General features: G+C 65.5%; 21 protein-coding genes. 9 read left to right on the top strand and 12 right to left on the bottom strand.

Annotated features, from left to right (window positions below):
* Positions 1-95 precede the first annotated feature (95 nt).
* The 3 genes from moaB to J2X38_RS09955 are packed head-to-tail and all read right to left on the bottom strand — an operon-like array spanning position 96 to position 3,144.
* Positions 96-620 carry a molybdenum cofactor biosynthesis protein B gene (gene moaB, locus J2X38_RS09965; RefSeq protein ID WP_056374727.1) on the bottom strand — a complete coding sequence of 175 codons (525 nt, stop codon included), beginning with the start codon at positions 618-620 and terminating at the stop codon, positions 96-98.
* On the bottom strand, positions 610-2,367 hold the full coding sequence (locus tag J2X38_RS09960) for a lytic transglycosylase domain-containing protein (protein ID WP_310253638.1): 1,758 nt from the start codon (positions 2,365-2,367) through the stop codon (positions 610-612). The genes moaB and J2X38_RS09960 overlap by 11 nt, the downstream gene beginning before the upstream one ends.
* Before the next feature lie 12 nt (positions 2,368-2,379).
* Complete coding sequence (locus J2X38_RS09955) at positions 2,380-3,144, bottom strand: uracil-DNA glycosylase family protein (RefSeq protein WP_310253636.1); 765 nt, start codon at positions 3,142-3,144, stop codon at positions 2,380-2,382.
* Positions 3,145-3,288: 144 nt separating this feature from the next.
* On the opposite strand from J2X38_RS09955, the gene J2X38_RS09950 reads away from it, so the two are divergent.
* The 8 genes from J2X38_RS09950 to J2X38_RS09915 all read left to right on the top strand — a co-directional run bounded on the left by J2X38_RS09950 (position 3,289) and on the right by J2X38_RS09915 (position 13,063).
* Positions 3,289-4,944 (top strand): electron transfer flavoprotein-ubiquinone oxidoreductase, encoded by a 1,656-nt coding sequence (locus J2X38_RS09950; RefSeq protein ID WP_058538621.1) that lies wholly within the window; start codon positions 3,289-3,291, stop codon positions 4,942-4,944.
* Between the two features lie 79 nt (positions 4,945-5,023).
* Positions 5,024-6,598: a tetratricopeptide repeat protein gene (locus J2X38_RS09945; RefSeq protein ID WP_310253633.1), complete on the top strand. Its 1,575-nt coding sequence runs from the start codon at positions 5,024-5,026 to the stop codon at positions 6,596-6,598.
* Entirely contained in the window at positions 6,595-7,443 is an 849-nt protein-coding gene (locus J2X38_RS09940; protein ID WP_310253631.1) for a 4-(cytidine 5'-diphospho)-2-C-methyl-D-erythritol kinase, read from the top strand. Before J2X38_RS09945 ends, J2X38_RS09940 begins: the two co-directional genes overlap by 4 nt.
* The gene (locus J2X38_RS09935; protein ID WP_310253629.1) at positions 7,440-8,171 is read left to right on the top strand and encodes an N-formylglutamate amidohydrolase; all 732 of its coding nucleotides are present in this window, start codon (positions 7,440-7,442) and stop codon (positions 8,169-8,171) included. The genes J2X38_RS09940 and J2X38_RS09935 overlap by 4 nt, the downstream gene beginning before the upstream one ends.
* 59 nt (positions 8,172-8,230) lie before the next feature.
* Positions 8,231-10,090, top strand: coding sequence for a dihydroxy-acid dehydratase (ilvD, locus tag J2X38_RS09930; RefSeq protein ID WP_310253627.1), 1,860 nt, complete (start codon positions 8,231-8,233; stop codon positions 10,088-10,090).
* Positions 10,087-10,476, top strand: coding sequence for a hypothetical protein (locus J2X38_RS09925; RefSeq protein ID WP_310253625.1), 390 nt, complete (start codon positions 10,087-10,089; stop codon positions 10,474-10,476). Before ilvD ends, J2X38_RS09925 begins: the two co-directional genes overlap by 4 nt.
* A 33-nt stretch (positions 10,477-10,509) precedes the next feature.
* A complete protein-coding gene (locus J2X38_RS09920) occupies positions 10,510-11,862 on the top strand; it encodes an NAD(P)H-hydrate dehydratase (protein WP_310253623.1) in 1,353 nt (450 codons plus the stop codon).
* Position 11,863: 1 nt separating this feature from the next.
* Complete coding sequence (locus tag J2X38_RS09915; protein ID WP_310253621.1) at positions 11,864-13,063, top strand: class I SAM-dependent RNA methyltransferase; 1,200 nt, start codon at positions 11,864-11,866, stop codon at positions 13,061-13,063.
* 85 nt (positions 13,064-13,148) lie between these two features.
* On the opposite strand, the gene J2X38_RS09910 is transcribed toward J2X38_RS09915, so the two are convergent.
* From J2X38_RS09910 to J2X38_RS09890, 5 genes are all read right to left on the bottom strand, one after another.
* The gene (locus J2X38_RS09910) at positions 13,149-13,583 is read right to left on the bottom strand and encodes an MAPEG family protein (RefSeq protein ID WP_310253619.1); all 435 of its coding nucleotides are present in this window, start codon (positions 13,581-13,583) and stop codon (positions 13,149-13,151) included.
* A gap of 13 nt (positions 13,584-13,596) precedes the next feature.
* The gene (locus J2X38_RS09905) at positions 13,597-14,028 is read right to left on the bottom strand and encodes an MAPEG family protein (protein WP_310253617.1); all 432 of its coding nucleotides are present in this window, start codon (positions 14,026-14,028) and stop codon (positions 13,597-13,599) included.
* Between the two features lie 69 nt (positions 14,029-14,097).
* The gene (locus J2X38_RS09900) at positions 14,098-15,252 is read right to left on the bottom strand and encodes a CoA transferase (RefSeq protein ID WP_310253615.1); all 1,155 of its coding nucleotides are present in this window, start codon (positions 15,250-15,252) and stop codon (positions 14,098-14,100) included.
* 77 nt (positions 15,253-15,329) lie between these two features.
* Complete coding sequence (locus J2X38_RS09895; protein WP_310253613.1) at positions 15,330-16,655, bottom strand: MFS transporter; 1,326 nt, start codon at positions 16,653-16,655, stop codon at positions 15,330-15,332.
* Between the two features lie 88 nt (positions 16,656-16,743).
* Positions 16,744-17,937: a type III PLP-dependent enzyme gene (locus J2X38_RS09890; RefSeq protein ID WP_310253611.1), complete on the bottom strand. Its 1,194-nt coding sequence runs from the start codon at positions 17,935-17,937 to the stop codon at positions 16,744-16,746.
* Between the two features lie 327 nt (positions 17,938-18,264).
* Between J2X38_RS09890 and J2X38_RS09885 the strand changes: the two genes are divergently transcribed.
* Positions 18,265-19,923, top strand: a complete 1,659-nt coding sequence (locus tag J2X38_RS09885) for an FAD-dependent oxidoreductase (RefSeq protein ID WP_310253609.1) — start codon at positions 18,265-18,267, stop codon at positions 19,921-19,923.
* A gap of 12 nt (positions 19,924-19,935) precedes the next feature.
* Here the strand turns inward: J2X38_RS09885 and J2X38_RS09880 are convergent, their stop codons facing one another.
* The 4 genes from J2X38_RS09880 to J2X38_RS09865 are packed head-to-tail and all read right to left on the bottom strand — an operon-like array spanning position 19,936 to position 23,693.
* Positions 19,936-21,036, bottom strand: coding sequence for an agmatine deiminase family protein (locus tag J2X38_RS09880; protein WP_310253607.1), 1,101 nt, complete (start codon positions 21,034-21,036; stop codon positions 19,936-19,938).
* 31 nt (positions 21,037-21,067) lie between these two features.
* On the bottom strand, positions 21,068-22,240 hold the full coding sequence (locus J2X38_RS09875) for a carboxynorspermidine decarboxylase (protein ID WP_310253605.1): 1,173 nt from the start codon (positions 22,238-22,240) through the stop codon (positions 21,068-21,070).
* A gap of 17 nt (positions 22,241-22,257) precedes the next feature.
* Positions 22,258-22,608 (bottom strand): DMT family protein, encoded by a 351-nt coding sequence (locus J2X38_RS09870; RefSeq protein WP_310253603.1) that lies wholly within the window; start codon positions 22,606-22,608, stop codon positions 22,258-22,260.
* Positions 22,605-23,693: an alpha/beta hydrolase gene (locus J2X38_RS09865; protein ID WP_310253601.1), complete on the bottom strand. Its 1,089-nt coding sequence runs from the start codon at positions 23,691-23,693 to the stop codon at positions 22,605-22,607. The genes J2X38_RS09870 and J2X38_RS09865 overlap by 4 nt, the downstream gene beginning before the upstream one ends.
* Positions 23,694-23,724 lie beyond the last annotated feature (31 nt).

Genomic DNA, 23,724 nt, shown 5'->3' with positions numbered 1-23,724 from the left:
GAGAACAAATAAAGAACATTATCGTCACCCCCGCGAAGGACGGGGCCGCTATCGGCCTTGCGCTGCGTCGCCAGCGGCCTTCGCGGGGGCGACGGTTACTCGGTCAGCCGCGGCATCAGTTCGACAAAATTGCAGGGCTTGTGGCGGCTGTCGAGCTGCGTCGACAAAATGCCTTCCCATGCGTCGGTCACCGCGCCGGTCGAACCGGGGAGCGCGAAGATATAAGTGCCGCGCGCGACGACGGCGCAGGCGCGCGATTGGATCGTCGAAGTGCCGATCGTCTGATAGCTGAGCCAGCGGAACAGCTCGCCGAATCCGGGAATGTCCTTGCCGTCTAGCCGGTGCAGCGCCTCGGGCGTCACGTCGCGTCCTGTCAGCCCTGTGCCGCCGGTGGTGATTACGACATCGACCTGCGTGTCGTCGATCCAGTTATGGAGGCGCGAGACGATCAGGTCGGTTTCGTCCTTGATGATCGCGCGCGCGGCCAGAATATGCCCCGCGCCGGTCAGCAATTCCTCAAGCTTGTCGCCCGACCGGTCATCCGCGGCGCTGCGGCTGTCCGAGATCGTCAGCAGCGCGATCCGGACGGGTTTGAAGACGAGGCTCTCGTCAATCGGCATTCGTAAGATCGCCGGCATAGCTCAGGCGCGTGCGGTCCTTACTATCGGGGAAACGCGGCCATTTGCCCTGCGCGAGCGCGGCGCGGCTGACCGACGGCTTGCCCTGCTGCGCCTCGTACATCCAGTAATTGCGCAGCACGATGCCGACATAGCCGCGCGTCTCCCAATAGGGGATCGATTCCATGTAGAGCAGCGGGTCGCCGTTATCGCGGATTTCGGTCTGCCAACGCGCGACGGGCGCGGGACCGGCGTTATAGGCGGCGATAACCTTGGGCAGTTGGCCGCCCGTCGCAGGATCGCGGCTGAGATATTGCAGATAACGCTGGCCGAGATCCATGTTCACCGCGGGCGTCTTGAGGTCGCCCAGTGCAGCGACCGCGCCTTCCCAACGCACGATATCGCGCGCAGTGCCGGGGCGCACCTGCATCAACCCGGTAGCGCCCGCCGGGCTCACGACGCCGCGTTGGAAGCGTGATTCCTGGAGCGTGTGGGCAAAGACCAGCGCCGGATCGACGCGCCAGCCGCCGTTCGGCTCCCATTTCGGCTGCGGATAGCGGGCTTGGGCGGCAGGCTTGCGGCCCTGCGGCGTGTTGTGCGCAAGATAGAGCTGCGTCTCGGGCAAGCTGAGCGCGCCCGCCATCGCGAGCAATTGTTCATGCTGCCGCACGTCGCCGATCAGCGCCTGATGGCGGAGCAGCGCCCCGGCATATTTATCCTCACCAATCTCGGCGAATGCCATTGCGGCGCGGACATTGGGCAGATCTTCGAGTGCGCGCCAGGCGCTGCGGTCGGCGCGGACATTCTCGCGCTGGCGGTTCACTTCGACGCCCAGCGTTTCGACCGCGAGCAGACCGTAGAAGGTCTCCTCGTTGGCAGCAGCAGCGCGGAGGCGCGACTGGACCGACGCGGGTTCGCCCGCGGCGACGGCAGCACGCGCGGCCCAATAATAGGCCGCGGCGCGCAGTTCGCTGTCGGGCGCCTCCTTCGCGACGCGGTCGAACGCGGTCAGCGCGGTCCGATAGTCGCGGGTGCGCCACGCAGCGAGTCCTTTGACCCACGCGCCTTGCGTCGACCAGGCGCCCTGACCCTCGCTGCACTCGCTGGCGAGGCGGAGCGCGTTGGCGTCGTCATTCTCGATATAATAGGACCAGGCGACCTTCTGCCGCCATTCGTTGCGCGCCTCGGGGCTCAGTTGGTCGCCGACGGCGTTGAGCAGCGCTTCGGCGCCCGCGGGATCGTCATTTTTGATCCGGTCCGGAATCGAGCGGGCGAGCGCGGCCGCCGCGGGGTCACCGCTGATCGCATCGGCGCCAAGACGGCGCGGGGCGCTGCCTGACCAGGCGAGCCGCGACTGCGACGGTAGCGCCGGAAGGTCGGTTGCACCGCGCCGCGTCGCCAGCCGGCCAAGCTGTTCGGCCTGCGGCAGGAAAGGCGATCGCGAAAGGATCGGCATGATGTCGCTGACTTCGGCGCGCGGGCTGTTCGCCGCGGTGAGTAGCTCGGCGCGCAGGAAATCACCCAGCGGGCCATTGTCCGCGCCATCGAGCAGCGATTTGGCTTCCGCCCAGCGCTCGCTGCGGATCGCGGTAAGCACCTGCGTGTAGAGCTGCTTCTGTTTCGACGACAAGATGTCGGGCACCGTCTGCGGCGCCGACGCGAGATCGCGATTGCCGGCATCGGCGGCGAACGCCGGTGCGGAGCCAAGGGAGATCGCCAGAACGGCGCATGAAATCAGGGTTTTGGTCATATTCTGCATCCGTCAACGTCCCCGGTTGAACAGTTTCAGGCTATCCCATGCCGCCGCTTTCTGCGCGGGCCGAGCCAGCAACATCGCGGGATGGGCGACTGCTACGGCCTCCATCTTGCCGCCATCTTGGTTAATATTGAGTAACTTTCCGCGCGCATCGGGCAGGGGCAGGCCGACCGCCATGCGGACGATGTCGCCGCCGATCAGCAGCAAACGTCCCGGTTTCGCGAGCCGTAGGTGATGCCAGAGCAGCCGGTCGAGCTCGGCCGCCTCCTCGCCGTCGCAGCGCCCGCCGGCGGGGCGCGTCACCGCGAGGCTGGCGACATAACAATCGCCGCGCGCCCTGCCGATCGCCTGCAGCATCGCGTCGAGCAACTTGCCAGCCGGCCCCGCGAAGAGCGTGCCGTCGCGCTGATCGTCGATTTCGGGCCAGGCGGTGAGCAGCATCAGCGGTGCGCCTGCGTCGCCGGCGGGAAGCACGCGGCGCGCGTCCCACTGGCTGCCCGGCACATCGTCGCTCGTCGCAAGCCAGCTTTGAAATTCGTCCCAATCCTCCGGGAACACGACCGGACCCTTGGCTTCGGCCACCTCGGGCGCTTCCTGTCGTTGGAGCGCGGCGGGGAGCGGGGGCAGTTCGGGTTCGGCGTTGACGACGCGTTTCGGCTTGGCCGCCGCGGCGTCATTTGCCGGCGGCATGGCAAGCCAGCCCGCCGGTTCCTCGCCGACAAGCATGTCGACGCCTGCCAGCGACCACCAGTCGCTATAGCTTTCCGCCATCAAGGCTGAATTTTGCCCACCCATGAATTTGTTTCAAACAGGCAGTTGACGGACGCGTCAATTGGCGGGCATCGCATTTCGTGACAGAATGAGCGCGGGACACGATGAATGATCCCGCGCGGGGACGGCAGAAAGGTATTTGCGGTGAGCGAACGGGAATCGATGCCCTATGACGTGGTCATCGTCGGCGCAGGGCCGGCGGGGCTTTCGGCGGCGATCCGCCTCAAACAATTGGCGAATGACGCGGGCAGCGAATTGTCGGTGTGCATCCTCGAAAAGGGGTCCGAGGTCGGCGCGCACATCCTCTCGGGGGCGGTGATCGATCCCAAATCGCTCGACGAACTGCTTCCCGAATGGCGCACGCAGGGCTGTCCGCTTGCCGAAGTTCCCGTGAACGACAACCAGCATTGGGTGCTGACGAAGGCGAAAAAATTCGCGCTTCCCGAATTCATCTCGCCCGGCTTCATGCACAACAAGGGCACCTATACCGGCAGCCTCGGCAATCTTTGCCGCTGGCTCGCCGAACAAGCCGAAGGTCTTGGCGTCGAAATCTTCCCCGGCTTCCCCGCCGCCGAGATCCTCTACAATGAGGATGGTTCGGTCAAAGGCGTCGCGACAGGCGACATGGGCGTTGCGCGCGACGGCAGCCATAAGGGCGATTATGCCCCCGGCCTCGAACTCCATGCAAAATACACCTTCTTCGCCGAGGGCGTGCGCGGCCATCTGACCAAGATGATCAAGCCGCAGTTCGCGCTCGACGCCGATTGCGAGCCGCAGGTCTATGGCCTTGGCGTCAAGGAACTCTGGGACATCAAGCCCGAGAACCACGCCGAGGGCCGCGTGATCCACACGCAGGGCTGGCCGCTCGACGAAAACGCCAATGGCGGCGGTTTCCTCTATCATCAGGCGAACGGACAGGTCGCACTCGGTTTCGTGACCTGGCTCAACTATCGCAATCCGCATATCTCCCCGTTCCAGGAGATGCAGAAGTGGAAGACGCACCCCGAGATCGCGAAAATCCTGAAGGGCGGCAAGCGCGTCTCCTATGGCGCGCGCGCGATCAGCGATGGCGGGCTGCAGTCGGTGCCCAAGCTTGCCTTCCCGGGCGGCGCTTTGATCGGCGACACCGCGGGCTTCCTCAACGTCCCGCGCATCAAGGGGACGCACACCGCGATGAAGTCGGGCATGATGGCGGCCGAGGCGGCGTTCGCCGCAGTAAACGCGGGTCGCAGCAGCGACACGCTCGACGCCTATCAGGCCGCCTTCGACGACAGCTGGGTGAAGAAAGAGCTCAGTGTCGTCCGCAACGTATTGCCGCTCGTCGAAAAATATGGCGATTTGGCGGGGACGCTCCTGTCGGGTATCACGATGTGGCTCGAAACGCTGAAGATCAAAGTCCCCTTCACGATGAAGCATCATCCGGACAATGAGAGCCTGTACCGGGCCGACATCATGCCGAAACCCGATTATCCCAAACCCGACGGCGTGCTGACTTTCGACCGCCTGTCTTCGGTGTTCGTCTCGAACACCAACCATGAGGAAGACCAGCCGGTCCACCTCCAGCTCAAGGATCCGTCGATCCCGGTCGCGTACAACCTGCCGCTCTATGACGAGCCTGCGCAGCGTTATTGCCCGGCGGGGGTTTACGAGATCGTCGGCGAAGCCGAGGGCGATCCCAAATTCGTGATCAACGCGCAGAATTGCGTCCATTGCAAGACGTGCGATATCAAGGACCCGACCCAGAATATCAACTGGGTCACCCCCGAAGGCGGCGGAGGCCCCAATTACCCGAACATGTAAGCCCGCGCGCTTCTTTCTGATCGCCGCCGCGATTGCGGCGGCGGTTCCGGCGCATGCCGTCGACGACAATGGCGCGGCCTTGAACGCGCTGGTGCGGGCGCGGCTCGCGGAGGAAGGCGGCGAGCCCGCTGCCGCGCTGTCGGCGCTGACCGCGGTTTCGAGCGTCGCGCCCGACCTGCCGGGCCTGCGCGGACGGATGCTCGAACAGGCGATCGAGGCGGGCGATTTGGAGGCAGCACGCGCCGCGGCGCTGCGCCTATGGACGGCGGGCGACCGCCGCTTCGACGCACAGCTCGTGCTGATGGTCGACGCGATGCGCCGGTCGGACTGGAAGGCCGCGCGCGATTATGCGGCGGGCCGGATCGACAAGGCGGGGGCCGACACGATCGGGCGGTTGATCCTGCCCACGGTGAACGCCTGGATCGATGTCGGTTCCCGCGAAAAAATGCCTGAACAGCATTTGCTTGCAGTGAACAGCCGCACGCGTCCCGAACCGGCGCTGACGCTGCAGGTCGCGCTCGTCCAGATCGCGACCAAGCGGGTCGGCGAGGCGGCGACGCTGACCGACCGCATAACCTTGACCGACCGGACCAGCCAACTCGTCGGGCTGCGCGTGGCGGCAACGCTCGACAAGGCGGGGCAACAGGATACGGCGCAGCGGCTGCGCGGGCGGATCGCGCTCGCGTCGGGACAGCGCGAGGACCCGATGCTGTTGCTACCCGATCAGCCCGTCTCGACGCCGCAGGCGGGTGTAGCGCAATGGCTTGGCCTGCTCGCCGATGGTCTGGCCCGCACGCCGGGGGGCAGCGCCAAGCTGCCGCTGCTGTTCGCGCGCGCCGCCTATTGGCTCAACGCGGAGGATCTGGCGGTGCGGACGACGCTCGTCGAGGCGCTCGATCGCAATGGCCAGCGGGGCGATGCCATGGCGCTGCTCGAAACCGTGCGAGCGCCGCTCCCGCCGGTTCTCGCAATGCGGCGCGCCGAATTGATGGCCGATGCCGGCGACCTGCCCGGTGCGGCCAAGCTGGCCGAGGCCGCTGCGAAGGATAATGACGCGCGCAGCATGCTCGTCCGTCTTGCCGATATCGCGCGCCGATCGGGCGATCCGGCGGCGGCGGCACGCGCCTATGAGCGCCTCGAAGCTTCGCTGGGGAACAGCGGGGGCGACAATATGCTCCGTGGCACGTTGCTGATCGCACGCGCCGAACTGTTGCTGCAAGCGGGGCGGTGGGATGCGGCGGCGCCTTTGATGGAAAAGGCGGTCGCACTGCGGCCCGATGATGCCTCGATCCTCAATTTCGCGGGTTATTCGGCGCTGGAACGGCGCAAGGATGTGAAGCAGTCGCTCGCGCGGATCGAGGCGGCGTGGGCGCAGGAGCCGCAGAATGCGAGCATCGCCGACTCACTCGGCTGGGCCTATTTCCTGACCGGTCGTACCGACGATGCGGTGAAGCTGCTCGAAAAGGCACAACTCGGCGAACCCGGGAATGCCGTGATCGTCGAGCATTTGGGTGACGCCTATTGGAAGGCAGGGCAGAAGTTTCAGGCGCGCTACAATTGGCGCGCCGCCGCGCTGCTCGCCGAAGCCGAAATGGCGACGCGACTGGAGGCGAAGCTGCGCGACGGGCTGACCCCCGCAACCACCGCACCGTGACCGCGTTTCGCGAGACGGGCTGGGCCAAGATCAACCTCGCGCTCCACGTCCGTGGGCGCCGGGCCGATGGCTACCATGCGATCGAGACCTTGTTCGCCTTTGTGGGCGACGGCGACGCGATCGCCGCCGAGTTCGCCGATAGTGATGCGCTGACGATCGACGGTGAATTCGCCGAGGGATTGAGCACGGGCGGCGACAATCTGGTGATGCAGGTGCTGGCGTTGCTGCGCGAACGCTATGGTGCGGAGCGGGTGCCGCAGCTTGCGGTGACGTTGACCAAGAAACTGCCGGTCGCGGCGGGGATCGGCGGCGGGTCGGCGGACGCTGCGGCGATGGCGCGGCTGATCCGGACGCATTTCCTGCCCGAGCTGGGCGATACGGCGCTGGCGCGGCTCGTCGGCCCGCTCGGCGCCGATATCGCCGCCTGTGTCGCGAGCACGACCTGTCTGGGTGTCGGCGTCGGGGAAGAATTGAGCGCCGTGCCCGAGTTGCGGCTTGGCGGAACGCCGGTGCTGCTGGTCAATCCGCGCCAGCCCGTCGCGACGGGGCCGGTTTTTGCAGCGTGGGACGGGATCGATCGCGGACCGCTGTTCACCGGTGCGGACCTGCGCGCCGGGTTGCTCGGCGCGCGCAACGATCTGCAGCGTCCGGCGATTGCGCAGTGCCCGGCGATTGCCGACATCTTGCTCGAACTTGGCGGACTGCGCCCATGGCTGACGCGCATGTCGGGGTCGGGCGCGACCTGTTTTGCGCTGTTCGAAGCGGCGGCCGCGCGCGATACCGCAGCCGCCATACTGGCAGAACGGCATCCGGGCTGGTGGTCGATGGCGGGGACATTGCGATGAGCGAAGCATGGCGGCAGATCGGCGAAGCGCGCGCGGACGGCATCCTGCTGATCGCCGACCATGCCTCGGCCTTTGTGCCGGGCGACGTCGACCTCGGCATCGATCACGCGCTGCTGACCAATCATATCGCGATCGACATCGGCGTCGCCGAGGTTGCAGCGCTCCTCGTCGAGAGCCGCGCGGTCGATGCGGCGATCCTCGGCGGCGTGTCGCGGCTCGTCGTCGACTGCAATCGCGAAGAGGATGCGCCCGGGGTGCTTCCGATCGCCAGCGACGGGCATGCGGTGCCGGGCAATGCGCTGGACGATGCGGGCCGCGAGGCGCGGCTGGCGCGTTTTTTCCGCCCCTATCATGCGCATATCGCCGCGGCGATCGCCGCACAGCGCCCGGCGATGATCCTCTCGCTGCACAGCTTCACCCCGTCGCTCGCGGCGCATCCCGATCAGGCGCGGCCGTGGCACGTCGGGGTGCTCTATAATGAGGACGACCGGCTCGCGGCGGCGGCGATTGCGGCCTTGGAAGCCGAAGACATGATCGTCGGCGACCAGCAGCCCTATTCGGGCAAGCTGCTCAACGCGACGATGAACCGCCATGCCGAGGGCAATGGGATTCCCTATGTTGGGATCGAGATGCGGCAGGATCTGGTTGGTGATGCGGCTGGGCAGGCGCTGTTTGCCGAGCGGCTTTCTCGCATGTGCAGCAAAGTTGCATTGAATCTGGCCAAATAGGCGTGTAGAGGCGCGTCTCTTCGCTTATTTTTGAAATAAAATTATCAGGACTGTTTGAAATGCCTTCATATCGTTCGCGCACCACCACCCACGGCCGCAATATGGCCGGTGCCCGCGGCCTCTGGCGCGCGACGGGGATGAAGGACAGCGACTTCGGCAAGCCGATCATCGCGGTGGTCAACAGCTTCACGCAGTTTGTGCCCGGCCACGTCCACCTGAAAGATCTCGGTCAGATGGTCGCGCGTGAGATCGAGGCGTCGGGCGGGGTTGCCAAGGAATTCAACACGATCGCGGTCGATGACGGCATCGCGATGGGGCATGACGGCATGCTCTATTCGCTGCCGTCGCGCGACCTGATTGCGGATTCGGTCGAATATATGGTCAACGCGCATTGCGCCGACGCGATGGTGTGCATTTCGAACTGCGACAAGATCACGCCGGGCATGCTGATGGCGGCCCTCAGGATCAATATTCCCGTGGTGTTCGTGTCGGGCGGGCCGATGGAGGCGGGCAAGGTCGTAATCAAGGGCAAGGAGGTCGCGCTCGACCTGGTCGATGCGATGGTCGCCGCTGCCGACGAGAAATATACCGATGCCGAGGTCGACGAGATCGAGCGCGCGGCGTGTCCGACGTGCGGCTCATGCTCGGGGATGTTTACCGCCAATTCGATGAATTGCCTGACCGAAGCGTTGGGGCTGTCGCTGCCGGGCAATGGTTCGACGCTCGCGACGCATGCCGACCGCAAGGAGCTGTTCTTGCGCGCCGGGCGCATCGTCGTCGAGATGTGCAAGCGCCATTATGAGCAGGACGATGACAGCGTGCTGCCGCGCAATATCGCGACCTTCGAGGCGTTCGAGAATGCGATGAGCCTCGACATCGCGATGGGCGGATCGACTAACACGGTGCTCCACCTGCTCGCCGCCGCGTTCGAGGCGGGGGTCGATTTCACGATGGACGACATCGACCGGCTGTCGCGCCGCGTGCCGTGCCTGTCGAAAGTCGCACCCGCCAAGTCCGACGTGCATATGGAGGACGTCCACCGCGCCGGCGGGATCATGGCGATCCTCGGCCAGCTCGAGCGCGCGGGGCTGCTCCACGCCCATCTGCCGACGGTGCACAGCGCGACGCTGGGCGATGCGCTCAACAAATGGGACATCTCGCGCACCAACGACCCCGAGGTGCAGAAATTCTTCATGGCTGCGCCCGGCGGCGTGCCGACGCAGGTCGCGTTCAGCCAGAGCCGGCGCTGGGACGATCTCGACCTCGACCGTGAGGCGGGTGTGATCCGCTCGGCCGAGCATGCGTTCAGCCAGGACGGCGGTCTCGCGGTGCTGTCGGGCAATATCGCGCTCGACGGCTGCATCGTGAAGACCGCGGGGGTCGACGAGAGCATCCTGAAATTCACGGGCCCGGCGAAGGTTTATGAAAGCCAGGACGCGGCGGTTGCGGGCATCCTGACGGGGCAAGTCGAGGCGGGCGACGTCGTCGTGATCCGCTACGAAGGACCCAAGGGCGGGCCGGGTATGCAGGAAATGCTGTATCCGACGAGCTATCTGAAATCGAAGGGACTGGGCGCTGCGTGCGCGCTGGTCACCGACGGACGTTTTTCGGGCGGCACGTCGGGGCTGTCGATCGGCCATGCTTCGCCCGAAGCCGCCGAGGGCGGGACGATCGGGCTGGTCGAAAATGGCGACCTGATCGAGATCGACATTCCGAAGCGCACGATCAACCTGATGGTCGCCGACAATGTGCTCGCCGAGCGCCGCGCGGCGATGGAAGCGAAGGGCGATGCCGCCTGGCAGCCCGCCAAGCCGCGCCCGCGCAAGGTTTCTGTAGCACTTCAAGCCTATGCCGCGATGACGACGAGTGCCGCGCGCGGCGCGGTGCGCGACCTGTCGCAGCTGAAGGGCAAGGGATGAGAAAACTCGGGGGGGCATTGCTGGCACTGGTTGCCCTCACGGGCTGCAATCGCACGTCGGACAACAGCGATCTTGCCGAAGCCGAAGCGCGCGGATCGCGCGAGGCCGCCGAAAACGGCCGCATCGAATGCGCGCTCGAGGGCGCCAAATTGTTCGACCGCACCTGCACCGTCGAGGAGATGAGCGGCGAGGGCGGGGCGGTTCTCGTCGTCGGGCGCAGCAACGTCGGCTATCGCCGCCTGCAGATCACGACCGACGGACGCGGCGTCGTGTCCGCCGACGGCGCCGAGCCGGCGAAGGTGAGCATCGTCGGTGACAATGTCATCGAGGTCGCGATCGGCAACGACCGCTATCGCCTGCCTGCCAATACGGACGGCACGAAGTAGGCGCTTTCGCGCGATCGTGATAGGGCACGCCTCATGTCCGTTCCCGCCGATGCCCCGATCCTGACCGCCAAGGCGATGCGCGAGGCTGAGGCAGCGTGCGCGATCCAGGGCACATCGCTCTCCGAACTGATGGAGCTTGCGGGCGCGGCAGTCGCGGATACCGCATGGCGAATGGCGGCGGGGGCCCCTATCCTGATCCTGTGCGGCCCCGGCAATAATGGCGGCGACGGTTATGTCGCGGCGCGCCTGCTCGCGGCGCGCGGTGCCGCCGTGCGGGTCGCGGCGCTGGCCGAGCCGGCAACCGATCTGGCGAAGGCTGCGCGGGCAGGGTGGAGCGGGCCGGTCGAGCCGCTGAACGGCCGTCTTGCGTCTGCGCCTTTGATCGTCGACGCGCTGTTCGGCGTCGGGCTGTCGCGGCCGATCCCGGACGGGCTGGCCATAATCCTCCGTCATTTTTCCGACCGGCGCATATTGGCGGTCGACCTTCCGAGCGGGGTGGAGAGCGATGGCGCCGAAGACTGGACACCGCCGCTCGCCGCCGATGTGACGCTGGCGCTGGGCGCGCTCAAGCCCGCGCATGTCCTGCTGCCGACCGCGCCGGGGTGCGGACGCGTCTTGCTCGCACCCATCGGCATATCGGCGAGCAAGGCGATGCGCAGCTTGCCCGCGCCGCAGACGGCCAAGCCCGATGTGACGGCGCACAAATTCACGCGCGGCATGGTGCTTGTCTTCGCCGGGCCGATGCGCGGCGCCGCCGGACTGACCGCGGCGGCCGCGCTGCGCGCGGGCGCAGGCTATGTCGTGCTCGACGGCGCCCAGCGCGCGCCGTTGTCGGCGATCATTACCGAAAGCGATGAAAAATTCGGCGAGCGGCTCGACGATCCACGCGTCGGCGCGGTCGTGATCGGACCCGGCTTTCCGGCGGGCGACGAATTGCTGTTCGATGTCGAGGCGGCGCTCGATTCGGGCAAGCCGCTCGTGCTCGACGCGGCCGCGATCGATGCCGCACTGCCGCGCCTGTCCGAAACGCCGCGCAAGGCGATCCTGACTCCGCATGAGGGCGAGTTCACGCGCGCTTTTCCACAGCTCTACGGCAGCAAGATCGACCGCGCGAAGGCGGCCGCGGTGCGGACGCAGGCGGTGGTGATCTACAAGGGCGCCGACACCATCGTCGCCGCGCCCGATGGTCGCGTCGCCGCCGCCTGGCCGGGCAGCCCCTGGCTCGCGACGGCGGGGACGGGCGATGTGCTCGCGGGCGCGTGCGGCGCGATGCTCGCGCGCGGCGGCGATGCGTTCGATGCGGCGGTCGCGGCGGTGGGCTGGCATATCGCGCAGGCGGCGCGTATAGGCCCCGGCCTTGTCGCCGACGATCTGGTTAGGGAATGAAATGACTGAAGCTGCGCTGATCGAGCGCATTGCCGCGCGCGGCGATGGCGTGACGGGCGACGGCCGCCATGTGGCGGGCGGCGTGCCGGGCGACCGCGTTCGCGACGACGGGATCATCATTCCGGGACCGAACCGCACCGATCCCATGTGCCGTCATTTCGGCAAATGCGGCGGCTGCCAGTTGCAGCACGTGGCCGAACCCGCGCTCGCCGACTTCGTTCGCGACCGCGTGGTAGGCGGGCTGGAAGGGCAGGAAGTGATGGGCATTCAGGTCTTGCCCGCCGTGCTATCATCCGAGCAAAGCCGCCGCCGCGCTGTCCTGACTGCGCTTCGTACCGGCAAGCAGGTCGCGATCGGCTTCAACGCCGCGCAGAGCAACCAGATCGTCGATATGCGGATGTGCCCGCTGCTGCTCCCCGAACTCTTTGCGCTGATCGCGCCGGTGCGCGACCTGCTGGTGATGATCGCGCAGCCGCGGCGCCCGGTGAAGGTCAAGCTGCAGATGCTCGATCAGGGCGTCGAGCTGATACTCGAAGGCGTGAAAGCCGAAGGGCTCGATGCCGCGATGGCGCTGCAGGATTTTGCCGGCGCGCATAAATTGGCGCGCTTCGCGATCGATCAGGGCGACGGGCTAGAAATCCTGTGGCAGCCGGAGCCGCCGACGATGCGCTTTGGCGACATCCTCGTCGAAGTGCCGCCCTTTGCCTTTCTGCAGCCGACGAGCGCGGGACAGGCCGCCCTGATCGAAGCGGTGACCAAGGCAATCGGCGATGCCGGCGCGGTCGCCGACCTATTCGCCGGTGTCGGTACCTTTGCGCTGTCGGTGCAGGCGGGACGCAAAGTCTATGCCGCCGAAGGTGCGCGCGATGCGATCGCGGCGCTGACGGGCGCGGCGAACCGCGCGCGCGCGCTCGTCGCGACCGAGCATCGCGACCTGTTCCGCCGCCCGCTCGTCCCCGCCGAACTGAACCGCTTCGGCGCGATCATCCTCGACCCGCCGCGCGCCGGGGCGGAGGAGCAGGTGAAGCAATTGGCGGCGTCAGCGGCGCCCGTGATCGCCTATGTCAGTTGCAATCCCGCAAGCTTCGCACGCGACGCAAAGACGTTGATCGAGGGCGGCTACACGCTCGATTGGGTGCAGCCCGTCGGCCAGTTCCGTTGGTCAACCCATGTGGAACTGGCGGCAAAGTTTTCGAAATAATCGTCGTCCCCGCGAAGGCGGGGACCGCTATCGGCCTTGGGCCATGCTGCCAGCGGCCCCCGCCTTCGCGGGGGCGACGGATTTTTCAGTGCAGCACGAAGCCGATGAAGGCGTGCAGGCACAGCGCGAGCAGCGCAAGGCTCGCCAGCGCGAACACGCCAAAGCGCCACAGCACCCGATTGACCGTCACCTGGATCAGGCTATGCACGATGCGCAACGCCACATAGGCCCACGCGATCTGCGCGTTGATTCCACCGCCCATACCGCCGATCGCGAGTGCCAGCGCGACGGCGTAGAAGACCGTGGGCTGCTCCATCAGATGATTATAGTTGTGCGCCTTCCACTGCACTTCCTGCGGCAGCACATCGTCGAGCCCCTTGCCGGTGCCGCCGACCATCTTTGCGGCGTCGATCTTGGCGCGGCTCATCGCGGGGATGCGCGTCGCGTACATCCAAACCCACATCACCATCGACCAGAGTGCGAGCACCGCGACCGGCCCCAATATTGCGTTATTTTCCATCGTCTCTTCCCCTTCAACCCAAAGTGGCAATCACCGCCAGCAACGCCAGTGCGAGCAGGCAGAAAGTCGACAGTCCGAAGATCGCGAAGCGAATGGGTACACGGTTCACGCGCGCCTGCCACAGGCTGTGAACGATCCGCAGAACGACATAGGCCCATGCAAGGCCGCGCGTCAGATCGGTGCTTCCGCCCGACAGGTGCAGGAAGATGATCACCGCATAAAAGAGCGTCGGCTGTTCCAGCAGATGCGTGTAATTATGCGATTTCCAGTTCACCTGCGGCGGCAGGATATTCTCGAGGTCGGCCCCGCGGCCGCCCGGCGGCGCCGCTTTCAGATCGATGCCCGACTTGGCGAGCGCCGGAAACCGCGTCGCGGCGACCCAGCCGAGCATGATGAGCGTCCACAGCGCAAGGACCGCGCCGGGCGCGAGCAGGCTTTCAGGCATATATATATTCCCCCTTATTTTGTGGGCCGGGATGCTAGAGCGCATCGCCGACAATGCAACGGCAGACGTTCAGGCCTTGTCGCTCGCCAGTTCCGCCCGGATCGCCGTCCCGTCGCCGTCGACGCGCGGGGCGAAGCCCAGATCGTGCGGCGGCATCGCACCATATCGAACCGGCGGCTGCATTTCGTGGAAAGCGCCCACATCGGGATGCGTACGGTGGCGGAAGAAACCCGTCGCTGCGAAATGCGGATCCTCCCTGATGTCCTGAAGATCACGCGCGGCCATCGCCGGAATGTCGTTGGCGGCGAAGAGCGCCAGCCACTCGGTGCTGGACTTCGCCGGGGTCTTGCGCGCGATTTCGCTGTAGATGATCTGCATATGCCGTCCCTCCGCTTTCGCGGCCGCATATTCGGGCGTTTCGAGCAGGTCGGCGCTCCCGAGCAGCGCCATCAGCCGCGCCGTCGATTCGGGCGTATAGGGGACGATCGCGAGATGTCCGTCGCTGGTCGGGAAGGGCTGGCGCGTCGGGTCGAGCTGGCGCGGATAACCCGCGGGCCCGATCGGCGGGTCGAGCGCCGCGTCGCGCAGATGCTCGGTGAGCATGAACGATGCGAAGCATTCGAACATCGGCACCTCGACTTCCTGCCCCTCGCCGGTGCGCAATTTGTGGACGAGCGCGGCGAGGATCGCCTGCGCGCCGAACTGGCCGGCGATCTTGTCGGCGATCAGCGAGGGGAAATAACGCGGGCTGGGGTTCCCGTCGACGCGCGGGAGAAGGCTGGTCGTCCCGGTCGCGGCCTGGATGACGTCGTCATACGCCTGAAGATCGGCATACGGACCGTCCTGCCCGAAGCCGGTGCCATGGACATAGATGATATCGGGCTTGATCGCCCTGCAGCCCTCATAGTCGAAGCCGAGGCGCGCGATCGCTCGCCCACGGACATTATGAAAGAAAACATCGGCGGTCGCGATCAGTTCGCGCAGCGTGTCGGCATCCTCGGGCTTTTTGAGGTCGAGCGCGATCGAGCGTTTGCCGCGGTTCACCGTCAAGTGGATCGACCCCATCGTCGGGTCGGGAACCCCGCTGCCAAGGTAGCGCGAAATATCGCCCGTCCCCGGCGTTTCGACCTTGATCACCTCGGCGCCAAGGTCGGCGAGCATCTGCGTCGCATAGGGTCCGAAGATGACCGTGGTGAGGTCGATGATCCGGATCCCCGACAGCATAGGCATAACTCCTCCTCTTCCGGCGCGCAGGATAGAATGATTGCAAAGTAAAACGGAAGAGGCTTCCGCGATTTTCCTTACGCCGTAACCGGCGCCGTTTCGCTACTGCCATTTCCGGCAGCATAGGCTGCCGAAATCCGCCGATAGGATCGCGAAGCGAACGCGACCAGCGTCAGCGCTACCCCTAGGACGCCGGCGATCGTGAAAACGAGCGCGATCCCGCGTTCGGGGCCGCGGCCGTACCAGTCGCCGACCGCGTCGGCGCCCGCGCCGTCGGTCATGAACGGCACGAAGACGAATTGGGTGAGCGGCGCGATGAGGAAGGCGGTGAGCGGCGAGGCGGCCTGCTCGACCGACTGGGCAAAGCCGAACACACGCCCCTGCCGCTCGAAAGGCACGACCTTCTGCAGCGCCGTCTGTTCGGCCGCTTCGGCATAGGGGCCGAGGAACATCCAGATGAAACAGCCGACGGCGAGCAGCGGGATCGACGACTGGATTGTAAACACCGCGGCGACGATCCATTCGACGAGGCACACGAAGAGCAATGTGCGGATTGGGTTTGCGCCGAGGCCGGTGCGTGAAATCACGATACCGCTGAGGATGAAGGCGCAGGACAGGACCGCCCAGAGCAAACCCCACTGCTCGACCTTCATCAACGACAGGCCATAGGCGTCCATCAGCGCCATATACACGCCGCCAAGAAAATTGTTGAAGCAGGAGAAGAGGATCAGCGCAAACAGACCGGGGATGCCGAGCACGACGCGCAGCGTCCCCGCAAGGTCGATACGACGTGGCGCATCCTCGGCTTCGGAATCGCGGGGCTCGTCGACGCGAATGAACAGGAGGTGGACTATCGCAATCAGCGAAAGGCCGACCGCAAATCCGAGCGTCGCGACCATCCCGCCCCATGCGACGAGAAAGCCGCTGATCGCCGAGGTGGTGAGAAAGCCGATCCCGCTGACCATCCCCACCAGCCCGTTCGCCTTGTCGCGCCGGTCCTCGGGCACCAGCAGCGTCACCAGCGTCGGCAGCGCGATCATGCGGATATTGCCGGCGATCACGGCGAACATCGAGACGAGAATGAAGAGCCACAGAGAGACGCTCGCGACCTCAGCGCCGCGGATGTCGGGGTCGAGCATATAGCCCGCGAGCGCGAGCGCGTAGAGGGTCAGCGAGGCGAGGCTCGACACCAGCATCATGTTGCGCTTGCCATGATGGTCGACAAGGCTGCCGAACCAGATGCCGAGCGCGGATGTCAGGACGAGATAGATGCCCGCGATCATCCCCGTCGCGAACACCGACTGGGTTTCGAGGAAGGTCCAGAAGGTCAGCGCGAACCACACCGTGAAATTGGTGATGTTGGCGACCAGATTATTGGCGAGGAGGTGATGGAAGGGCTGCATGGGCCGCGCAATCTAGCGCCTTGGTCCAAAAGGAAAAGGGCCGGTCACATCGCTGCGCCGGCCCTCGGTTTTTTCGTGTGGCTGTCCGTCAGAACAGCTTGGTCACCGTCGCGCTGCGGCGTTCCTGCTCGACTTCGCCGGTGTAGAGGCTGACCATCGGTTCGTCGCTGACGACATGGGTTTCATCGGCGCCGAAGCCGTTGAACTTGGTCCGCATCGCGCAGCCATAGGCGCCGAGCATGCCGATCTCGATGAAATCGCCCGCCTTGATGTCGGCGGGCAGGAAGAACGGCCCAGCCATATGGTCGAGATCGTCGCACGTCGGGCCATAGAAGCTGAACGGCACCATCTCGGCGTCGCTCTCCGCGTCGCGCTGCAGCGTGACGGGAAAGCGCCAGCCGACATGCGCGGCGTCGAACAGCGCGCCATAGGCGCCATCGTTGATATATAGCTCGTCGCCGCGGCGCTTTTCGACGCGCACGATCAGCGAGCTGTACTCGGCCGACAGCGCACGGCCCGGTTCGCACCACAGTTCCGCCGAATAGCTGATCGGCAGGCTTTCGAAGCTGCGGTGGATCGTGTCGAAATAGGCGTCGAGCGGCGGGGGTTCCATGCCCGGATAAGACGACGGGAAACCGCCGCCGACATCGATGATGTCGACGGTAACCGACGCCGCGACGATCGCCGCGCGGACGCGTTCCATCGCCTGCGCATAAGCGTGCGGGGTCATCGCCTGGCTGCCGACATGGAAGCAGATGCCGAGCGCATCGGCCGCCTGGCGGGTCGCCATCAGCAGTTCGACGACCTCGTCGGCCTCGGCGCCGAACTTGGCGGCGAGGCTGAGCTTCGAATGGTCGGACGAAACGCGGAGGCGAACGAGCAGGTTCAGGTCGGCCGCGCCTTCGGTCGCACGGACGATCTTTTCGAGTTCGTCGAGCGTGTCGAGCGAAAAGGTGCGCACGCCATGCTTCCAATAGGCTTCGGAAATCGCTTCCTCGGCCTTCACCGGATGCATGAAGCAGAGCGTCGCTTGCGGCAGCGTACGCGCGACGAGCCGGACCTCGGCGATCGAGGCGACGTCATAATGCGTGACACCCGAATCCCACAGCACGCGCAGCAGGTCGGGCGACGGATTCGCCTTGACCGCATACATGGTCGTGCCGGGAAATCGCTCGATGAAGAAACGCGCTGCGCGCCGCGCGGCGTGCGGGCGGACAAGCGTAACAGGTTCGATCGGCGAAAGTGCCTGAATCAGCCCGTGGGCGCTATGATGCTGGTGCAACTCAAGGGACCCCCAAAAATAACGTTCAACACAAAGGCTGCCTTGCGGTTATTGGAAGTCCCCCTGGGGCAGCGGAGGGCGATATATGCAGGGGGGTCCCCCCTGTAAAGACCCTATCGCGCAATTTTGTAATAGCGCGGTAACATGAAGGGCGAACCGGGGCGGGCGTGCGCCAAACCGCGCGAATGCGAGACAAAGCCAAGCGACGCGGCTAAGGCTTTCCGTCATCCCGGCGAAGGCCGGGATCTCAACATCGCGTAATGTCGCATCGTCGAGACCCCGGCCTTCGCCGGGGTGACGGGTCAGAAAAGTAGAGGATTCGCTAGCATGGTCTCCCGCGCCGACGTCAATCATAACTTCACCGACGCGGAACTTGAGGAACTGGCGGCATTCGGCACGGTCGAATCGCACAAAGCGGGCGATCTGATTGTCGAGGAAGGCGCGATGGCGCCCGATTGCATCATCACCCTGTCGGGACACACCGACATCTTTGCGTCGACCGACGAAGGCCGCAAGCGTGTCGGCTGGATGGAGCATGGGCAATTCGCGGGCGACCTGTCGGTGCTGACCGGCCAGCGGCACCTATCGCGCGTCGAGATGGGCGCCGACGGCGAGATCATCCGCATCGCCCACGCCGATTTCCAGCGCCTGATCGGGGGCAACAGCCATTATTCGGACATTTTCGTTCGCGTCCTGTCGGCGCGGCGCGAGTTCAGCAAGCATCGCGGCTTTGCAGTGACGATTGTGATCGGCGCGGCGATGGACCGCAGCGTCTATGCGCTGCGCGACCTGCTGATGAAGCATGGCGTCGCGCATCGCTGGTTCGATCCCGCCGACGGCCCCGTCGCCGCGCATCTGCTGGCCGAGCGCGGGTTGAGCGAAGACCAGCTTCCGGTAGCGATCCTCGGCGCTGCCGACGTGCTGATCCAGCCGACACCCGAACAGCTCGCGGCGGGGCTCGGGCTCGACCTGCTGCCCGACGGCGCGACCGCCGATGTGCTCGTGGTGGGTAGCGGTCCCGGCGGGCTCGCGGCGGCGGTCTATGCCGCGTCCGAAGGGCTGACCGTGATCGCGCTCGATTCGCTCGCGCCCGGCGGACAGGCGGGAACCTCGTCGAAGATCGAGAATTATCTGGGTTTCCCGACCGGAATTTCGGGGAACGAGCTGGCGCGACGCGCGACCGTCCAGGCGCAGAAATTCGGTGCGCGGCTGGTGTCGCCGGTGCGCGCGGCATCGATCAATCGTGACGGCGACGCCTATTGCCTGCACCTCGCCGACGGGCGGAAGCTGCGCAGCCGCGCGGTGGTCGTCGCGAGCGGCGCGAAATATCAGAGCCTGCCGATCGACGGCATCGAATCTTATGAAGGCCGCGGCATCTATTACGGCGCGACGCCGATGGAAGCGCAGCTGTGCAGCGACGCCGAAGTGACGATCGTCGGGTCGGGCAATTCGGCGGGGCAGGGCGCGATCTATCTCGCGAGCGTCGCGAAGAAGGTCCATGTCATTTTCCGCCGCGGGAGCCTGCGCGAGACGATGTCCGAATATCTCGTCAAGCGGCTCGAAGAGCATCCGAATATCGAGATCATCCCGTCGACCGACGTCGTCGCGCTGCATGGCGAGGACCGGCTCGCCGGCCTGACCTATCGCTGCCGCGAAACGGGCGACGAGGGGCATTGCGATTGCGGCTTCCTGTTCCTCTTCCTCGGCGCGAGCCCGAACACGACCTGGCTGCCCAAGGAAATGGTGTGCGACGAGCGCGGCTTCGTAAAGACGGGCACCGACATCGCGCCGCTCGAACTCGTCAAGGCGGGCTGGTCGCTCGACCGCATGCCGAGCCGGTTCGAAACGAGCTGGCCGCGCATCTATGCCGTCGGCGACGTGCGCAAGGGATCGGTGAAGCGCGTCGCGTCATCGGTCGGCGAGGGGTCGGTGGTGGTCAGCGACATCCATCAGGCGCTGGCGGAGATCGACCCCGCCGGAACGTGAGAGTTCGTGCGGTCAGGCTTTCGGTTGTTGCTGCGTGGCGCAATGAATGCCGCCACCCGATTCGCCGATCGCATCGATTTCGATCATCTCGATCGTGCGCCCGGGATAGAGCGATTGCAGCATTTCGCGCGCGTGGCCGTCGGCGGCGGTGTCGCCGAACTGTGCCGCGATGACGGCGCCGTTGCAGACGTAATAATTGACATAGCTGGCGACAAAATCGGGCTCGGCCGACCGGATGTCGACCGGATCGGGCAGGCGAAGGATTTCGAGTCTTTTCCCTCGCGCGTCGGTTGACCGCCGCAGGATTTCCAGCGTTTCGTGCCCCGACACCGACCATGGGTCATCGGGGTCGATTTCGTCGCCGAGCTGGATCAGCAGCTTGCCTGGCCCGACGAACCGCGCCAGCGCGTCGATATGATAGTCGGTGATGTCCTTGCCCGCGATGCCGGGCGCCCAGATCATTTTCTCGCCGCCGAGCGCCTTGAGCAGCTTTTCGCCGACCTCATCCTGGCTCATCGGGTTGCGGTTGGGATTCACCCAGCAGCTTGCATGCGCGAGCAGCGTTCCCGCGCCATCATGTTCGACCCCGCCCTGCTCGCCGACAAGGCCCGTTTCGATCAGCGGCATTCCGAGCCGCTGGGCCACGCGCCCTGCTATCCGGGCATCATTGGCATGCGGCTGTTTGTTGCCCCAGCCATTGAACCGGATATGCGCGACCGCGAGCTTGCCGGAAGCGTCGCGAACAAAGGTCGGTCCCGAATCGCGGCACCAAAGGTCGTCGGTCGGGATGTCCCAAAGCTCGACCTCGCCGGCCAGCAGGGCGCGTGCGCTCGCCGCATCGGCGTTCGCCACCAGCATCGCGACGGGCTCATGGCGAACGATCGTGTTGGCGATCCGTGCGATGGCACGCTGTACGCGCCTTAACGACGCGCGGTCATAGACGTCCAGATTGACCGGCCATTGCATCAGCGTCCGCTCGTGCGGTTCCGCTTCCAGCGGCATTTCGTAACGGGTGCCGGCCTGGACCATATTGTCGTTCACCTCGCCGCAGGCCCATATCGCGGGTGCCAATGCCGCGCCCGCGCCGGCGCACAGAAAATGCCGTCGATCCAACGCTCCACTCCCGCCGTCGCGCGGCTCGTCGCTAACCCAGCCGCGTCTTGAAATCCTCGTAACCGAATTCGCGGATCAGCCGGAGCTTATCGCTTTCGCTGTCCCAAAGCCAGATCGACGGCAGCGGGACGCCATTGAAGGTGTTGGTCTTCACCATCGAATAATGCGCCTGGTCGAGGAAGGCGAAGCGCTGGCCGATGCGCGCGCCGCCGGGCAGACGATAGTCGCCGATGACGTCGCCCGCGAGGCACGACGGGCCGCCGATGCGTGTCGGCATGCCTTCGCTGCCTTCGCTCAGCATCGCGGGGCGATAGGGAGCCTCGATCACGTCGGGCATGTGACAGGTGGCAGAAATATCGGTGATGCCGATCGGCATGCCATTGTCGAACAGGTCGAGTATTTCGCCCACGAGAATGCCGGCGTCGAGCGCGATCGCCTCGCCGGGTTCGATCATCACGTCGCAGTCGGTCGATGCGCGAACCTGTTTCAGGAAGGCGATCAAATCGTCGACCTGATAGTCGGCGCGCGTGACATGGTGCCCGCCGCCGAAGTTGATCCATTTGAGCTGGTTGAAAAAGGGGCGCAGCATCGGCTGCACCGCTTCCCACGTCCGCTGGAGCGGCGGAAAATCCTGCTCGCACAGGCTGTGCATATGCACGCCGTCGATGCCCTCCATATGCTCGGGGAGCAGCTGGGTCACCGGGAAGCCGAGGCGGCTGCACGGCGCGGCGGGGTCGTATTTGGCAACCTCGCCCTCGCTGTGCATCGGATTGATGCGCAGGCCAATGTCGAAGGTCACACCCTTGGCGCGAAGCTCGTCGAGCAGCGGGCGGAAACGCGCGATCTGACCGGGCGAGTTGAAGATGAGGTGATCCGACAGCGCCGCGATCTCGGGCAGGTCGGCTTCCTTGTATCCGGCGCAATAAGTCGCGACTTCACCGCCATATTCGCCGCGGCCGAGCCGGGCTTCGTAGAGGCCCGACGCGCAGACGCCGTCGAGATATTCGGCGACCACCGGCCCAAGCGACCACATCGAAAACGCCTTGAGCGCCGCGAGCACGCGCGCGCCCGACGCATCGCCGATATGGCGGAGCACCGCCAGGTTCGCGCGCACTTTCGCGGCATCGACGACGAAGGCGGGAGAGGGCACGCTGGTCAGGTCGAAGCGGGCAAAGGCTCCGGAGTCGCCGGCACGGGTTTCCATGTCGCTGTATATTCCTGTCAGACCGCAATCGGTCCCTTGAAGATGAAGAACGCCCCCGCCGCAATCAAACCGAAGCCGACGAGGTGGTTCGAGGTCAGCTTCTCACCGAGCCAGAAGACCGCGAACCCGGCGAATATGACCAGTGTGATCACTTCCTGCAAGGTCTTGAGTTCGGCGGCCGTGTAAACGCCGTAACCGATGCGGTTCGCCGGCACGACGAGGCAATATTCGAAAAAGGCAATTCCCCATGCGATCAGCACCGCGAGCCAGATCGGCCGCGACACGGCGCCGAGCTGTCCATACCAGGCGAAGGTCATGAAGATGTTCGATACGAACAACAGGCCGATCGGCGCGAGATAGGCGGTCATTTCTTTTCTTTCGTCAGCGGCAGCACATCGCGAAGCAGCGCGGCGAAGAAATGCCCCGGCTCCTCGACCATCGGCATATGCGCCGAATGTTCGAGCCAGACGAGCTTCTTCGAGGGTGCCTTGACCTGTCCGAACCACTGGGCCGCCACCGGCGAAGGGACCGTATAGTCGTGCCGTCCGAGCAGGAAGACGAGCGGAACCTCGACCTTCTTCACCTTCGTGAAGCTGACATCGGCGAGGCGCGGCCAGAGCGTCGTCACCGAAAATTCGCTGCCCTTGCCCCACGCCTGCCGGTCGGCTTCGGTGTATTCGGGCGAGAGGCGCGGCGTCTGGAAATAATATTTGAGGTCGGGCTTGTTGTAGATCAGCGAGCCATAGGGGATCGCATATTTGCGCCAGCCATCGGCCTTGGCGATGGTGAACTCGCCCTGCGGATAGGGCGCGAGCGCGTCGATCGCCGTGACGGCTTCCTTGTCGCCCGCGGCAAGCGCCTTGGTGCGCGTCCACGCCATGCCGGCTTTCTCGCCTTCGCGAAAATCGATGCCCTGGCCGACGCCAACATAGGCGTGAAGCAGGTCGGGGCGTTTGACCGCGACCGACAGGCCAACGATCGAGCCCCAGCTGTGACCCATCAGCACGACCTTGCGCTTCGCGTAGCGCTTCTTGAGCAGTTCGATAAGCTCGATGGCATCGTCGCGATAACGCTCGACCGTCATCGTCGGCGCGAGCGTCGCGGGATCGTTGAGCGGATAGCTGCGCCCCGCACCGCGTTGGTCATATTGCACGACCGTGAAGACATCTTCCCACGGACGCTGAAACGCCCACGCAAAAGGCATTTCGACCGCGCCGGGGCCGCCATGGACGAAAATCAGGATCGGATTGTCGCGGTCCGATCCGCGCACGTTCACAACCTGCCGCGCGCCGCCCAGCGTGACCTCGAAGGTTTCCTGTACCCCGTTCGGCGTGACGATCTTGCCGATGTCGGCGACGATCGCGCGGGCGGGGGCATAGGCGTCGTCGGGTTGGGCCGCCGCAGGCGCGGCGAAAGCAGCAAGCAACGCGAACGCCGCAATTCGCAATTTCATATCAACCACCTCTCGTCATTCCCGCGAAAGC

It is taken from the genome of Sphingopyxis sp. BE235, from assembly GCF_031457175.1.
Classification (GTDB): domain Bacteria; phylum Pseudomonadota; class Alphaproteobacteria; order Sphingomonadales; family Sphingomonadaceae; genus Sphingopyxis.
Note: the sequence above shows the minus strand (reverse complement) of the source record. Positions and strands in the feature narration are given on the sequence as shown.

Bases quoted from the DNA above. Each gene is read 5' to 3' on its own strand.
- J2X38_RS09935 (WP_310253629.1), top strand. From the start codon at position 7,440: ATGAGCGAAGCATGGCGGCAGATCGGCGAAGCGCGCGCGGACGGCATC.
- J2X38_RS09955 (WP_310253636.1), bottom strand. From the start codon at position 3,144: ATGGCGGAAAGCTATAGCGACTGGTGGTCGCTGGCAGGCGTCGACATG.
- J2X38_RS09875 (WP_310253605.1), bottom strand. From the start codon at position 22,240: ATGGAAACCCGTGCCGGCGACTCCGGAGCCTTTGCCCGCTTCGACCTG.
- J2X38_RS09870 (WP_310253603.1), bottom strand. From the start codon at position 22,608: ATGACCGCCTATCTCGCGCCGATCGGCCTGTTGTTCGTATCGAACATC.
- J2X38_RS09960 (WP_310253638.1), bottom strand. From the start codon at position 2,367: ATGACCAAAACCCTGATTTCATGCGCCGTTCTGGCGATCTCCCTTGGC.
- moaB (WP_056374727.1), bottom strand. From the start codon at position 620: ATGCCGATTGACGAGAGCCTCGTCTTCAAACCCGTCCGGATCGCGCTG.
- J2X38_RS09865 (WP_310253601.1), bottom strand. From the start codon at position 23,693: ATGAAATTGCGAATTGCGGCGTTCGCGTTGCTTGCTGCTTTCGCCGCG.
- J2X38_RS09920 (WP_310253623.1), top strand. From the start codon at position 10,510: ATGTCCGTTCCCGCCGATGCCCCGATCCTGACCGCCAAGGCGATGCGC.
- J2X38_RS09915 (WP_310253621.1), top strand. From the start codon at position 11,864: ATGACTGAAGCTGCGCTGATCGAGCGCATTGCCGCGCGCGGCGATGGC.
- J2X38_RS09905 (WP_310253617.1), bottom strand. From the start codon at position 14,028: ATGCCTGAAAGCCTGCTCGCGCCCGGCGCGGTCCTTGCGCTGTGGACG.
- J2X38_RS09895 (WP_310253613.1), bottom strand. From the start codon at position 16,655: ATGCAGCCCTTCCATCACCTCCTCGCCAATAATCTGGTCGCCAACATC.
- J2X38_RS09925 (WP_310253625.1), top strand. From the start codon at position 10,087: ATGAGAAAACTCGGGGGGGCATTGCTGGCACTGGTTGCCCTCACGGGC.
- J2X38_RS09910 (WP_310253619.1), bottom strand. From the start codon at position 13,583: ATGGAAAATAACGCAATATTGGGGCCGGTCGCGGTGCTCGCACTCTGG.
- J2X38_RS09900 (WP_310253615.1), bottom strand. From the start codon at position 15,252: ATGCTGTCGGGGATCCGGATCATCGACCTCACCACGGTCATCTTCGGA.
- ilvD (WP_310253627.1), top strand. From the start codon at position 8,231: ATGCCTTCATATCGTTCGCGCACCACCACCCACGGCCGCAATATGGCC.
- J2X38_RS09885 (WP_310253609.1), top strand. From the start codon at position 18,265: ATGGTCTCCCGCGCCGACGTCAATCATAACTTCACCGACGCGGAACTT.